Genomic DNA, 13,199 nt, shown 5'->3' with positions numbered 1-13,199 from the left:
CACATGAGATTCACGCACGCTCGCGCCACCACTGGTCATCGATGGTGCCGTTCGCCAACAGCACAGACGGCCCGCGCAGCGATGCTCCCTCGTCATCGATCGACACCGTCACTTCGCCTCCTGGCACGCCTACCACCACTCGACCGGAGTCGAGACCCTCGTACGACAACGCTGCCGCTGCTGCTGCCACCGTGCCGGTCCCGCACGAACGCGTCTCCCCTACCCCGCGTTCGAAAACTCGCATGTCGACGCGACCGGATTGCAGTCGGGTGAGGATTTCGACGTTTGCCCCCGCGGTGAAGAAACCGCCGTCCAGTTCCGGCGGTGTCGACAGATCGAGCGCACGTAGTGAAGCGATGTCGGCGACCGGGTCAACGCACGCCAGGTGGGGATTTCCGACGTCGATTCCGATGCCGTCGTACTGATGACCGCCGAGGGTCGTACTGCTGGCACCCATCAAGCGGACTTCGCCCATGCCGACGGTGACGTCTGCGCTGGTGTCATCGAAAGCGTGCACCGTGACCGGTCGCGCGCCGGCCCTGGAACCGACCACGAAAGAATCGCTCGATTCGAGGCCGTTCGCACGCAGGTAGTGCGCAAATACCCGAACGCCGTTGCCGCACATCTCGGCGATACTGCCGTCAGCGTTTCGGTAGTCCATGAACCAGTCCGTGGGCCCGACGCCCGAGGGCAGGCGGTCGAGGACGCCTGCCTCGCGAAGACGCCCTGCGCGTGAGACCCGCAGCACTCCGTCTGCTCCAAGGCCCTGTCTACGATCGCACAGGGCCGTCACGCGGACACGAAGTAGCTCGATCTCGACATCAGGATCGAGCAGCACGAGAAAGTCGTTCTGCGTTCCGTGGCCTTTGGCGAAATGCATAGCGCGAAGTCTACGGGTGCGCTGATTCTAACCTCCGACGATGGCCAGCGCCGAGTCGCGCAGAGCAGGATCGGCGCCATCGAGCCAGTCGACGCGCGGATCCCGACGGAACCACGATCGCTGACGACGGACATAGCGGCGAGTTCCGATGAAAGTCCGTTCGCGCGCGAAATCCAGATCGCACTCCCCCGCAAGGTAGTCGAGTACCTGGGCGTACCCGATCGCGCGCGGAGCAGTGACCCCCTCACGCAAGCCGATGTCGACGAGGTGTTCGACCTCACCGACCAGGCCGCCAGAAAACATCAGGTCCGTCCTGCGCGCGATGCGCTCGTCCAATTCGGTCGCGTCGCGGTCGACACCGAGAAGTTTCGTCCCCCAGCGCGGTTTTCCGATCTTCGGCGCGGACGCGGCGAAAGGCTTACCGGTGATCTCGACTACCTCCAAAGCACGGACGAGCCGACGGCCGTCGGTGGCCAGGATCGATGCGGCGGCTTCGGGGTCTCGTTCTACGAGCGCTCGATACACTGCATCGGTTCCGCCGTCCGCCAGGATCTGCTCCCATTTCGCCCGGACCTGCGGATCGGTGGCCGGGAACGCCCACTCGTCCAGCAAGGATTGGACATACATCATCGAACCTCCGACGATGATGGGAACGCGGTCGCGCGCCAAGATGGCGTCCACCTCCAAGGCTGCGGCATCCTGATATCTCGCGACTGTGGCTGTCTCGGTCACATCGAGGACATCGAGCAGATGGTGTGCGATGCCGCGCCGCTCGCCCACCGGCAGTTTTGCAGTGCCGATGTCCATTCCGCGGTACTGCTGCATGGCGTCGATGTTGACGATCTCACCGTCCAATCTCTCGGCCAGATCGAGGCCCAGATCGGACTTCCCCGTCGCGGTTGGGCCGATCACGGCGATCGGAATCCTCACAAGGACTCCCAAGTACCGACGAAATAGCCGACGCCGAAAGGAGCGCCTCGGTACAGCGTCTTCGGCCGCAGCTCGCCCCCGCAATCGCCCACGATCCCTGCCAGGGTCTGCCACGCAGCAACGCCTTCCACGCCGACGCCGGCACACAACTGTCGATCGAGTCCGGCGAGCGCATCTACATCGGCGTTTGCCAGCGCATCATCGATCTGGGTCTGTATCTCTTCCGCGCGTGGGTCGAAGGATCCGGGGGCTTTCGCCGTCAGCATCGTCGACCCGTCGGCCACCACCAGCAATCCCCACGGCTCTGCGCTGTCATCCATCGACTTCCGAAGTTCGCGGCCGATGCTCACACAACTCTCACTCGATGCGTCGCGCCCCACCAGGTGCACATCGACTACCGCGCCCGGGGCACTGTGGTCCCGAATCCATCCCGCTACCAGCGCGGCCAAGGGAATGGTCGAATCGATCTCCGTCGTGACGTCAGCGGGTGAGAACGCGACTTTCACATCGACGCCGTAAGCGGCAAAGCTTCCACGTGAGCCCGAAGGAACGGTACGGGCTTTCTCGTGCACACCCAGCGCAATCCATCGGTCCGCGAGCGCACCCAGAATGCCACCGGCTTCGAGGGTCGCGGCTCGAACCGCGAGCGCTTCCGTGACCGAGCGTCCGGTCAGTTCGGGAACCAGAATCGGGGGCGACGGCACGATGGCTACTGCAGACAACACGGCGCCAACGCTAGTCGCTCGTATCCAAGCACCGCCGACACGGCAGCGAAATGACGGACGGCGACGCGTAGAAGCGTCTGACCTGTTTGAATGGTGAGCACGGTAGGCATCGAGTGTCCATGATGTCCACTGCGTCGACGGTGGCACCGGATAGTCGGAGTGGTCCACCGTGACTTTCAGCGCGATAGAGGCAGCCGTGACGCGCGGCAGAGATGAGGAACAATGTCCGATCTTGGCGACACCACCAGCGGATCCACCGAGCAGCCCGCCCAGACACCTGGAGCGATGGCCCCAATGGCCCCAACACCGGCCGCCCCAACACCGAGTGTCCCCAAACCCGGGGCACCCAAGCCTGGCGGTCCGAAACCGGGAGCACCCAAACCAAGGCTCGACGGCGGGGTTGCCAAACCTCATCCGGTGTCGTCCCACGTCCCGTCTGTCGTTCCGACGATCGCGCCGCCGAGCGATCCCAACAAGTTCGGCCGAGTGGACGACGACGGTACGGCCTGGGTGAAGACCGCGGACGGCGAAAGACAGATCGGATCGTGGCAGGCCGGAGACGCTGCCGAAGGTCTCGCACACTTCGGACGGCGCTACGACGATCTTTCCACCGAGGTGGCTTTGCTCGAAGCCAGGCTCACTGCGGGTTCCGGAGATGCGAAGAAGACGAAGGCAGCGGCCTTGGCCTTGCTCGAAACGCTTCCGACAGCCGCAGTGATCGGAGACATCGCTGGCTTGCACGACCGCCTGGAGATCGTCGTCGAGCACTCTGAGGCCGCTGCAGCCGTCGCGAAGCACGAGAAGGAGATCGAGCGCGCCGCACACACCTCCCGCAAGGAGGAGTTGGCAACCGAGGCCGAGCAGATCGGTAGCGAATCCACGCAATGGAAAAACGCCGGCGACCGTCTGCGAGAAATTCTCGACGAGTGGAAAACGATCCGCGGAGTAGATCGCAAGGTCGACGATGCTCTGTGGAAGCGCTACTCGAAAGCCCGCGAGAATTTCAATCGACGTAGAGGTGCTCACTTCGCCGATCTCGATCGCGAGCGAGGTGCCGCGAAAACTCGCAAGGAAGAACTGGTCGAGCAGGCTCAGGCCCTCTCGTCGTCGACCGATTGGGGTCCCACAGCCGCCGCATTCCGCGATCTGCTCGTCGACTGGAAAGCTGCCGGCCGCGCGCCTCGCGATGCCGACGATGCGCTGTGGAAGGACTTCAAAGCTGCCCAGGATGTGTTCTTCGCTGCACGCAATTCTGCGGCGTCCGAGCGTGACGCGGAATTCGAATCGAATGCAACCGCGAAAGAAGAATTGCTTGCAAAATACGGCAACATAAATCCGAGTAGCGACCTCGATGGGGCGCGTGCGGCTCTGCGTGACCTTCAAGAGAAGTGGGACGCACTGGGCAAGGTTCCGCGAGAGAAGATGCAGGAACTCGAAGGTCGCTTACGCGCCCTGGAAAAGTCGGTACGGGACGCGGTGGACTCACAGTGGCGACGCACCGATCCGGAGGCGTTGGCCCGTGCTGCTCAGTTCCGCGAGCGCGTCGCTCAGTTCGAAGAGCAGGCCGCCAAAGCTCGAGCGGCAGGCAAGGACAAGGACGCCAAGCGTGCGCTCGAGCAAGCGCAGCAATGGCGCGAGTGGGCCGAAGCGGCAGAGGGCGCCGTCGGCGAGATGTAAGTCGAAGTCAGAGCTTACGGTCGGTCGGACGCCCGAGAATGGGTCCGCCCCACCGTGAGTTCTGCTCGTTCTCGGCCGCGGCGACGCGGCGACGTTCTTGTGCGGCCAATTGCGCGTTGGTTTTGTTCCACACGGCCTTCAGCCACTGGAACGTCAGGACGACCACCGCGATCCACGCGATGATGAGACCGATTCCGGGTCCACCGCCCGTAGAGTCCGTCGGCAGTGTCTGTCTCGACCAGATCGACAGCATTCCGAATACCGACGCCACGGCGCAGCCGCTGAGCGCTATCCACGCGAGTGCCCACACCCTGGTCACGAGGGCGAGGACCGAGAAGACCACGCCGAACACTGCGACGAACCCGACGAAGATCCGGGACGGCAACGCAATGGATTCGCCGAGCCCTTTGTCACTGCCGGACAGGACGTCGAGTCCGGTAGCAGATCCGGCATGTGGCAACACGAAAGTGACCAGCAGCACGAGAACCAGTACGGCGACCACCACCGCCCGCGCTCCTGGGTCGATCTCCGAATCGATCTTCCGCTCCGCGGTGTCGTAATCGGGTGCGCTGCCGTCTTCGCTGCTGGGCCTCGACTTGGTCATGCGCTGCATCCTGTCACTACGGGCGCTGGAGCCGGGACGCCGACAGCCGGCAGGCCCAACCCGACGCCGATGGGGGCCGTCTTCGGGAGTATTCCGCGTTCGTACGCATCACCGGCAGCGGTGCGACGGTGCGAGACAACGCCGGTGTCGGCGATGAGATGGTAAGGAGCGGCCGCGGTGATCGTCGTGGTGACGACGTCACCGGGTCTGATGGCCGCAATCTGGTGGTCCTCGGCTCGGAAGTGAACGAGTCGCCCGTCCCGGGCACGACCACTTTTGCGATGCGTGGCGGCATTCTTGCGACCCTCGCCGGTCGCAACCAACAGTTCTACTTCGGTCCCGATGAGTTCGCGGTTGGATTCGAGGACGATCTCCTCCTGCAGGGCGATGAGCCGTAGGTAGCGCTCCTGAACAATCGCCTTGGGTATCTGGTCCCCCATGTCAGCAGCCGGTGTACCGGGGCGCTTGGAGTACTGAAAGGTGTACGCGTTCGCGAACTTCGCGCGGCGCATGACCTCCAGAGTCTGCTCGAAGTCCTCCTCCGTCTCACCGGGGAATCCGACGATGATGTCGGTTGTGATCGCCGCGTGGGGCATCACTTCACGTACCTTGTCGATGATCCCAAGAAACTTGCTCTGCCGATACGACCGCCGCATCGCTTTGAGAACTCGGTCCGAACCCGACTGCAACGGCATGTGCAACGTCGGGCAGACGTTCGGTGTGGTAGCCATCGCATCGATCACGTCGCCGGTGAACTCGGCCGGATGCGGCGATGTGAAGCGCACCCGCTCGAGGCCTTCGATCTCGCCGCAGGCCTTCAACAGTGCGGCGAACGCGCCGCGGTCACGTGGGAGTGCCGGGTCCGCGAACGAAGCCCCATAGGCATTGACATTTTGACCGAGCAGAGTCACTTCGAGAACGCCTTGGTCGACGAGTGCCTGCACCTCCGCAAGAATGTCCCCGGGTGAGCGGTCGATCTCCTTGCCGCGCAGCGCGGGGACGATGCAGAACGTGCAGGTGTTGTTACAGCCCACCGAAATCGATACCCATCCCGCGTACGGGGACTCACGCTTCGCCGGCAGAGTCGACGGAAATGCCTCCAGAGATTCGAGAATCTCGACCTGAGCTTCGTTGTTGTGTCGGGCGCGCTCGAGCAGGACCGGAAGCGAGCCGATGTTGTGGGTTCCAAAAACCACGTCCACCCACGGGGCCTTCTTGACGACCGTGTCGCGGTCCTTTTGTGCCAAGCAGCCACCGACCGCAATCTGCATACGAGGATTGCGCGTCTTGGCGGGCCGAAGCATGCCCAGATTTCCGTAAAGCTTGTTGTCCGCGTTCTCTCGAACAGCGCAGGTGTTGAAGACCACGAGATCGGCATCGGAACCTACATCGGCCGGCACATAGCCAGCCTCTTCGAGCAGACCTGCCAGTCTCTCCGAGTCGTGCACGTTCATCTGGCACCCGTGCGTGCGGACCTCGTAGCTCCTCTGGGTCATCTGGTCACTCGTTTCCACACTGCCAGGGTACGGCCCGGCGCGACCGTCCGTCGCCGGGGATACGCCACTTTCTCGATCCGTCTCCTCGGCCTGAGTGCACCGACAGTAAAGTTTCCATTACATAATCGAAGAATGTTGCGTTAACGGCGTTGTCGACGACCAAACTACGAATAAGGTTCTGCCCTATGACGCATGCCACCGACGCGCCGGCTTCCGGAGCAGTTGCCGACCGACCCTCCATGATCTCCCTGAAATCGGTAGACAAGCATTTCGGTGATCTGCACGTCCTCAGGGACATCAACCTCGAGGTCCCTACCGGTCAGGTCGTCATTGTCGTTGGACCGTCCGGGTCCGGGAAATCGACGTTGTGCCGAACGATCAACCGACTCGAACCCATCGACTCCGGTTCCATCGAGGTCGACGGCTCGATCCTTCCTGCCGAAGGCAAAGCGCTCGCCGCGCTTCGCGCCGACGTCGGGATGGTCTTCCAGTCGTTCAACCTTTTCGCCCACAAGACCATCCTCGAGAACGTCATGCTTGCGCCTCTCAAAGTGCGCAAGCTCAAGAAGGACGAGGCACGTAAGTCGGCCCAGGCGCTGCTCGAACGTGTCGGTATTGCAAATCAGGCCGACAAGTATCCGGCTCAGCTTTCCGGCGGACAGCAGCAACGGGTGGCGATTGCTCGCTCACTCGCCATGAACCCCAAAGTGATGTTGTTCGACGAGCCGACGTCCGCTCTCGATCCCGAAATGGTCAACGAAGTTCTCGACGTGATGACATCTTTGGCCAAGGAGGGAATGACGATGCTCGTCGTCACCCACGAGATGGGATTCGCGCGCAAAGCCGGTGACCGTGTCATCTTCATGGCCGATGGCGCAGTCGTCGAGGACACCGACCCCGACAGCTTCTTCACCGCACCGAAATCCGAACGTGCCAAGGACTTCTTGGGCAAGATTCTCGGTCACTGACCGAAAATTGTTCTTTCTCGCCACGCTCTCGTCGCACGTGACAACACGTGAAATCAACATGGAGGATTAACCAGTGAGAATCACTCGCTCGATCCGTCTAGGGGTCGGCATCGCCGCACTCGCCGTCGTCGCTACCGCCTGTGGCGGGGGCGAAGAAGCCCGCAACGTCAGCAGTAGTGCTGAGAACGGCAACCTGATCGTCGGCATCAAATTCGATCAACCCGGTCTGGGCCTCCGCAACCCGGATGGTTCCTTCAGCGGCTTCGACGTGGAGGTGGCCAAGTACGTTGCGGGCCAGCTCGGAGTGTCGGAAGAGAACATCGAGTTCAAAGAATCCCCGTCGGCTCAGCGAGAGACGTTGATCCAGAACGGTGAGGTCGACTACATCGTCGCTACCTACTCGATCACCGATACGCGCAAGGAGAAGGTCGGCTTCGCCGGACCGTACTTCGTCGCCGGCCAGTCTCTGCTGGTTGCCGACGGCAATACCGACATCACCGGGCCCGATTCACTCAGCGGCGGTAAGAAGCTGTGCTCGGTCACGGGGTCGACGCCTGCACAGAACATCGCCGACGAGTACCCCGGCGTTCAGCTACAGCCGTTCGACACATACTCGGCGTGTGTGGAAGCACTGCGTAACGGTGCCGTCGACGCAGTGACGACCGACGACATCATCCTCGCCGGTTACGCCGCCCAGTACCCGGGCGAATTGAAGGTTGTCGGTGAGCCTTTCACCACCGAGAACTACGGAATCGGCTTGTCCAAGGACGACACCGAAGGACGTAACAAGATCAACGACGCCATCGAGGAGATGGTGTCCAGCGGGGCATGGAAGACTGCGTTCGAGGAGACCGTAGGACCTTCCGGTTACCCGCTTCCGGCACCGCCGACCGTCGACCGCTACTGACGCTCGCCGACGTCGGGGCCCGGGCAACTGCAGTTCGAATAGCTCGCCGCCCCGACGCCGGTCGAACCGCCCACGCCGATAGGACATTCCTCCATTGAACTTATTGAGCAAGTACGGCGATCAACTCGTCGACGCGTTCATCATGACGATCAAGCTGACGGTTCTGTCCGCCGTGGGTGCATTGATCCTCGGCACGATCATCGCGGCGATGCGCGTTTCGCCTATCCCTGTAGCACGCGGCATCGCGGTCGCTTACGTCACGATCTTTCGTAACACTCCATTGACGCTGATCATCCTGTTCACCTCGTTCGGCTTGTATCAGACGATGGGTGTCAATCTTGCTCCGGAGAATTCGCCGACATTTTTGGTGGACAACAACATCAGGCTCGCGGTTCTCGGCCTGAGCGTCTACACCGCGTCGTTCGTCGCAGAGTCGTTGAGGTCCGGCATCAACACCGTGCCCGTCGGCCAGGCGGAAGCTGGCCGTTCTCTGGGCATGACGTTCACGCAGAACATCACGATCGTCGTTCTCCCCCAGGCATTCCGCGCCGTCATCGCACCGCTGGGCAGTGTGTTGATCGCGTTGACCAAGAACACGACCATCGCCTCCGTGATCGGTGTCGCGGAAGCATCTCTGCTGATGAAGACGATGATCGAGAACGAAGCTGCGATCTTCGTCGTCGGTGGAATCTTTGCGCTCGGCTTCGTCGTCCTGACGCTTCCGACCGGACTCCTGTTCGGGTACCTCAGCAAGCGATTGGCGGTGAAGTGATGAGTGATGCTGTAGCTGTTCTCTACGACGTCCCGGGGCCGAAGGCGAAACTGAGGTACCGGATCCTCTCCGGTGCCGTTCTGCTCGTCTCTCTGGGCATCGCGTATCTCATCTACTTGGCACTCGACTCCAAAGGCCAGCTGACAGCTGACAAATGGGATCCGTTCGTCACTGCCAGCACGTGGACTACGTATCTGCTTCCCGGCGTCAAGGGAACTCTGATCGCGGCGGCGATCTCGATCGTCTTCGCGTTGGTCCTCGGCGCTGTTCTCGGTATCGGAAGACTGTCCGACCATCGCGCCATCCGCATCGTCAGCGGTGTGCTCGTCGAACTTTTCCGCGCAGTTCCGGTGCTGATTCTGATGATCTTCTTGTACGCGGTCTATGCCGAGTACCAAGTTTTCAAAGTCAGTTACCTCGCTCTGGCTGCAGTGGTGACCGGTCTTACGCTCTACAACGGCTCCGTCATCGCCGAAATCGTTCGTGCCGGTGTCAATTCGCTCCCGAAGGGGCAAACCGAAGCGGCCGATGCTTTGGGCATGCGCAAGAACCAAGTCATGCGGATCATCTTGCTACCTCAGGCGATCACAGCGATGCTGCCGGCGATTATCTCGCAGATGGTGGTTGCACTGAAGGATTCGGCGTTGGGCTACATCATCGGCTACGTCGAAGTGGTGCGAGCCGGTCAGCAGGTCGGTGCGTTCTATGGCAATTACCTTCCCTCGCTCGTCCTCGTTGCGGTCATCATGATCGCTATCAACTCGCTGCTCACCAAGCTGGCAACGGTTGTCGAGCGTCGATTGCGTCAGAAGAAGCGGAAGACAGGTGGGACTGTCCTCGCAGCGTCGGACTTCGGCGGGGGTCCCGCAGGCGCAGCCTGAATTGTTGGACCGCGCTGGCCACTGGACCGGCCGGTCTCGGACCGAGAGAAGAAGCCCGCAACACGTTTCGGTGTTGCGGGCTTCTTCTGTATCGACGGTGACGAGTTCGGGTGGACGATCACCCGAACTCGTCACCGTCGAAGTCTTGGGTATCGAAATGATCAGCGTTCGAGTCCTCGGTCCCAATCCGCGCAAGCTCGGCTTTCACGATTGCGTACGCCATTCCTGCCGAGTAGCCACGCCGAGCGAGCATTCCGACTAGTTTTCGTGCAATCTTGTCTCGTTCGGCACGGGCCTCAGCACCGGATCCATCAGGCACTGTCAGATTGCGGCAACGCTTGTGAACAAGTTCGGTTGCCCGGACACGCTCGTCCTCGGTGTCTATTTGATCGAGCGCGATGAGAGCATCCTCATTGCTGACACCTTTGGCACGCAGCTCGACGCTCAGGGCCCGCTTGCCTTTGCCCGAGTAGGTATGGCGTGAATGCACCCACTGCTCTGCAAAGGCCTGATCGTCTACAAGGTTCGCGGCTTCCAGCCTCTTCAGGACTGCATCCGCGACTTTCGGACTGAACCCCTTCTTGCTCAGGCGAGTCTCGAGTTCGTGTCGGCTTCGCGCACGATCGGTAAGGAGCCGAAGGCAGACATCTTTCGCCTGCGCTTCGGTGCCCCCACCGTCGTTTTCCTGTTCTTGTTCGGATCGCTGTTTCACAGCGGGTCACCCGTGTCAGAACTCGACCGGAGCAGCCTTATCGTCATCGACTGCTGTGACGTCGGCACCGATCTGCAGCTTCTCCATGATCTTCTTCTCGATCTCGTCACGGATATCGGGATTCTCGAGCATGAACTTGCGGGCGTTCTCCTTGCCCTGCCCCAGCTGATCCCCGTCGTAGGTGAACCAAGATCCCGACTTGCGGATGAATCCGTGCTCGACACCCATGTCGATGAGCGAACCTTCGCGGCTGATGCCCTTGCCATAGATGATGTCGAATTCCGCTTGCTTGAACGGGGGCGCAACCTTGTTCTTGACGACCTTGACGCGGGTGCGGTTACCGATTGCCTCGGTGCCATCCTTGAGCGTCTCGATACGCCGGATATCGAGGCGGATAGAGGCGTAGAACTTGAGAGCCTTACCACCCGTCGTAGTTTCGGGTGAGCCGAACATGACGCCGATCTTTTCGCGCAGCTGGTTGATGAAGATGACCGTGGTGCCGGAGTTGCTCATGGCACCGGTCATCTTGCGTAGCGCTTGGCTCATCAGTCGGGCCTGAAGACCGACGTGGCTGTCACCCATTTCGCCTTCGATCTCGGCTCGGGGGACAAGAGCCGCCACCGAGTCGATGACCACGATGTCGAGAGCGCCCGAACGAACCAGCATGTCCGCAATTTCGAGCGCTTGCTCACCGGTATCCGGCTGCGAGACGAGCAATGCGTCGGTATCGACACCGAGCTTCTGCGCATAATCGGGATCGAGAGCATGCTCGGCGTCGATGAAGGCAGCGATTCCACCGGCACGCTGAGCACTGGCTACTGCATGCAGCGCGACAGTCGTCTTACCTGAGGACTCCGGACCGTAGACCTCGACGACACGGCCACGCGGCAACCCACCGATACCGAGCGCGACGTCCAGGGCAATAGAACCGGTGGGGATGACAGCAATAGGTTGGCGGACCTCGTCGCCGAGGCGCATCACCGATCCCTTACCGAAATTCTTGTCGATCTGCGCAAGTGCGAGATCGAGTGCTTTGTCGCGATCGTATGCAGCCATCGTGATCTCCTCAGTGTGGTCTGTGACAGCGTGGTCTCGTTGAGAGTGTTGTCGGTAACGGTAGAGCTGGGTACCGACAAGAACTGCCCGAGACCGCTGTGTAACCGAATGACATCAGCATAGGGGAACACCTGTTCGATTGCATCAGGCGGCTCCCGGACACGCCGGGGAGAATCACCACCGGGATTTGGGCACGTCGAATTCACTACACAGTGCACGCCATACATCGCGGGGATCGACACCTGCTTCGATCGCTTCCGCTCCCGTCATACCGTTAAGGCCAGTGATGACGTGATCGACCAGCATCGAGTCACCACGCATCCGGCCGAACTCCTCGACTAGCAATTCCTGGAACTCGGTCAATCGCACCGGACAACCGTAACCGAGGACGCGTCACCGCAGAACGTCGCGGCACACCTCTACGGGATCTTCCACGTCGGCGGCACTCGCCGAAGCCGAGCGTGCAGCGTCGGTGAAACTCTCGCCCCCGAGCACACGGAGGACGGCGTCCGCGATTGCTCCAGGGGTCGGCGGGCGAACAATGACCGCGCTTCCCTGCCGTGCCGCGCGATTGGCCAGTTCCCATTGGTCTCCGCCACCGGGGATCGCGACGACGGGGACTCCGTGGATCAGTGCCTTCGCCAACAACCCGTGCCCGGACCCACATACGACGACGTCTGCGTGGTCAAGGAGATGGTCCTGCCGGCCGAGCCCCGCTGTAGCCCAGTTCGGTAGTTCGGCCGGGGGCTCGTCGAGCATCGAGGCGACCAACCGCACCCCGCTCCCCGCAAGGCCTTCCACGGTCGCCTCGAGCATTCCCTGGGCGCCGGTGAACGCAGTCGAAGGAGCCACCATGACCACAGGACCGTCGCCAGACGGAATCGGCAGAGCTTGTGTTGTCGGCTCCCACAGCAGGGGTCCGACGACGTGTGCCTCGATCGGCCAGTCCGGCCTCGGAACCTCCAGGGCGGGAATGGTGGCGATCAGACGTGCAGCGGGCCCCGGATCTTCGACAGGCAAGCCGACCCCGACACGTGCGGCTCCGCGTTGGGACTTTCCCTGGGCTATGGATCTGCCGGTCGCAGCTCGCATCAACGTGTCACGTAAACGACCCCGAACACCTGTCCCCGGGGCAAGGCCGCTCCCGATCGGAGGCAATCCCTTCGACGGTGCGTACAACGGATGCGGTGACAATTCGACCCACGGGATGCCGAGCCGTTCGGCGGCCAACCCGCCTCCGGCGGTAAGGATGTCGGATACAACCAGATCGACGTCGGCATTCTGCAGATCCGGCAATAGTTCGGTGGAGATGAAGGCTGCCCGCGAATGAATCCGCTGGCCCGCATCCATATCGTCGTCCTCGGGCCGCGGTGTCAGGCCTTTGAGCAACCGGGTGTCGATACCCACGGCGGTGGCCGCGTCGATCCACCTCGAACCGGTGAACAATATCGGCACATCACCTGCGGAGGCGAACAAGTGGCACAGCGCAATAGCGGGAAAGGCATGCCCTGGGTCGGGGCCGGCTACCACAGCTACTCGCACGCCGCTCAGAGTGCCATACCCACGTGATCGACGAGTACCTGCCTGCTCG

Annotated in this window: 14 protein-coding genes; 5 read left to right on the top strand and 9 right to left on the bottom strand. The window is 61.8% G+C overall.

Annotation, left to right across the window (positions count from 1 at the left end; all coding sequences use genetic code 11):
* Positions 1 to 10: 10 nt before the first annotated feature.
* The 3 genes from dapF to O1W68_RS11745 are packed head-to-tail and all read right to left on the bottom strand — an operon-like array spanning position 11 to position 2,535.
* The gene (gene dapF, locus O1W68_RS11755) at positions 11 to 880 is read right to left on the bottom strand and encodes a diaminopimelate epimerase (RefSeq protein ID WP_269303673.1); all 870 of its coding nucleotides are present in this window, start codon (positions 878 to 880) and stop codon (positions 11 to 13) included.
* A 27-nt stretch (positions 881 to 907) separates the two neighbouring features.
* A complete protein-coding gene (gene miaA / locus O1W68_RS11750; protein WP_442972334.1) occupies positions 908 to 1,810 on the bottom strand; it encodes a tRNA (adenosine(37)-N6)-dimethylallyltransferase MiaA in 903 nt (300 codons plus the stop codon).
* Positions 1,807 to 2,535, bottom strand: a complete 729-nt coding sequence (locus O1W68_RS11745; protein ID WP_269303670.1) for a class III extradiol dioxygenase subunit B-like domain-containing protein — start codon at positions 2,533 to 2,535, stop codon at positions 1,807 to 1,809. The genes miaA and O1W68_RS11745 overlap by 4 nt, the downstream gene beginning before the upstream one ends.
* Positions 2,536 to 2,820: 285 nt before the next feature.
* Here O1W68_RS11745 and O1W68_RS11740 point away from each other — a divergent pair, with 285 nt between their 5' ends.
* A complete protein-coding gene (locus O1W68_RS11740) occupies positions 2,821 to 4,212 on the top strand; it encodes a DUF349 domain-containing protein (protein WP_269303783.1) in 1,392 nt (463 codons plus the stop codon).
* Positions 4,213 to 4,219: 7 nt separating this feature from the next.
* On the opposite strand, the gene O1W68_RS11735 is transcribed toward O1W68_RS11740, so the two are convergent.
* Positions 4,220 to 4,825: an Rv2732c family membrane protein gene (locus O1W68_RS11735; RefSeq protein WP_442972333.1), complete on the bottom strand. Its 606-nt coding sequence runs from the start codon at positions 4,823 to 4,825 to the stop codon at positions 4,220 to 4,222.
* On the bottom strand, positions 4,813 to 6,330 hold the full coding sequence (gene miaB, locus O1W68_RS11730) for a tRNA (N6-isopentenyl adenosine(37)-C2)-methylthiotransferase MiaB (RefSeq protein ID WP_269303666.1): 1,518 nt from the start codon (positions 6,328 to 6,330) through the stop codon (positions 4,813 to 4,815). Before miaB ends, O1W68_RS11735 begins: the two co-directional genes overlap by 13 nt.
* Before the next feature lie 221 nt (positions 6,331 to 6,551).
* Between miaB and O1W68_RS11725 the strand changes: the two genes are divergently transcribed.
* From O1W68_RS11725 to O1W68_RS11710, 4 genes are all read left to right on the top strand, one after another.
* On the top strand, positions 6,552 to 7,280 hold the full coding sequence (locus O1W68_RS11725; RefSeq protein ID WP_269303782.1) for an amino acid ABC transporter ATP-binding protein: 729 nt from the start codon (positions 6,552 to 6,554) through the stop codon (positions 7,278 to 7,280).
* A 73-nt stretch (positions 7,281 to 7,353) separates the two neighbouring features.
* Positions 7,354 to 8,187 carry a glutamate ABC transporter substrate-binding protein gene (locus tag O1W68_RS11720; RefSeq protein WP_269303664.1) on the top strand — a complete coding sequence of 278 codons (834 nt, stop codon included), beginning with the start codon at positions 7,354 to 7,356 and terminating at the stop codon, positions 8,185 to 8,187.
* Positions 8,188 to 8,281: 94 nt separating this feature from the next.
* A complete protein-coding gene (locus O1W68_RS11715; protein WP_136169194.1) occupies positions 8,282 to 8,959 on the top strand; it encodes an amino acid ABC transporter permease in 678 nt (225 codons plus the stop codon).
* Entirely contained in the window at positions 8,959 to 9,840 is an 882-nt protein-coding gene (locus O1W68_RS11710) for an amino acid ABC transporter permease (RefSeq protein WP_269303661.1), read from the top strand. The genes O1W68_RS11715 and O1W68_RS11710 overlap by 1 nt, the downstream gene beginning before the upstream one ends.
* A 118-nt stretch (positions 9,841 to 9,958) precedes the next feature.
* Here O1W68_RS11710 and O1W68_RS11705 read toward each other — a convergent pair whose 3' ends face one another.
* From O1W68_RS11705 to O1W68_RS11690, 4 genes are all read right to left on the bottom strand, one after another.
* Positions 9,959 to 10,552 carry a regulatory protein RecX gene (locus O1W68_RS11705; RefSeq protein ID WP_269303659.1) on the bottom strand — a complete coding sequence of 198 codons (594 nt, stop codon included), beginning with the start codon at positions 10,550 to 10,552 and terminating at the stop codon, positions 9,959 to 9,961.
* Between the two features lie 15 nt (positions 10,553 to 10,567).
* A complete protein-coding gene (gene recA, locus O1W68_RS11700) occupies positions 10,568 to 11,608 on the bottom strand; it encodes a recombinase RecA (RefSeq protein WP_269303657.1) in 1,041 nt (346 codons plus the stop codon).
* A 174-nt stretch (positions 11,609 to 11,782) separates the two neighbouring features.
* Positions 11,783 to 11,977, bottom strand: a complete 195-nt coding sequence (locus O1W68_RS11695; protein ID WP_084348687.1) for a DUF3046 domain-containing protein — start codon at positions 11,975 to 11,977, stop codon at positions 11,783 to 11,785.
* 24 nt (positions 11,978 to 12,001) lie between these two features.
* Positions 12,002 to 13,150, bottom strand: a complete 1,149-nt coding sequence (locus O1W68_RS11690) for a glycosyltransferase (protein ID WP_269303655.1) — start codon at positions 13,148 to 13,150, stop codon at positions 12,002 to 12,004.
* Positions 13,151 to 13,199 lie beyond the last annotated feature (49 nt).

The sequence above is a fragment of the Rhodococcus sp. H36-A4 genome, from assembly GCF_027158005.1.
In the GTDB taxonomy this organism is placed as follows: domain Bacteria; phylum Actinomycetota; class Actinomycetes; order Mycobacteriales; family Mycobacteriaceae; genus Rhodococcoides.
This window is presented reverse-complemented; position numbering and strand designations above follow the sequence as displayed.

What these genes read in the sequence shown, in the direction of transcription:
- dapF (WP_269303673.1), bottom strand. Translation starts at nt 880, where the DNA reads ATGCATTTCGCCAAAGGCCACGGAACGCAGAACGACTTTCTCGTGCTG.
- O1W68_RS11740 (WP_269303783.1), top strand. Translation starts at nt 2,821, where the DNA reads ATGGCCCCAATGGCCCCAACACCGGCCGCCCCAACACCGAGTGTCCCC.
- O1W68_RS11735 (WP_442972333.1), bottom strand. Translation starts at nt 4,825, where the DNA reads ATGCAGCGCATGACCAAGTCGAGGCCCAGCAGCGAAGACGGCAGCGCA.
- O1W68_RS11725 (WP_269303782.1), top strand. Translation starts at nt 6,552, where the DNA reads ATGATCTCCCTGAAATCGGTAGACAAGCATTTCGGTGATCTGCACGTC.
- O1W68_RS11710 (WP_269303661.1), top strand. Translation starts at nt 8,959, where the DNA reads ATGAGTGATGCTGTAGCTGTTCTCTACGACGTCCCGGGGCCGAAGGCG.
- recA (WP_269303657.1), bottom strand. Translation starts at nt 11,608, where the DNA reads ATGGCTGCATACGATCGCGACAAAGCACTCGATCTCGCACTTGCGCAG.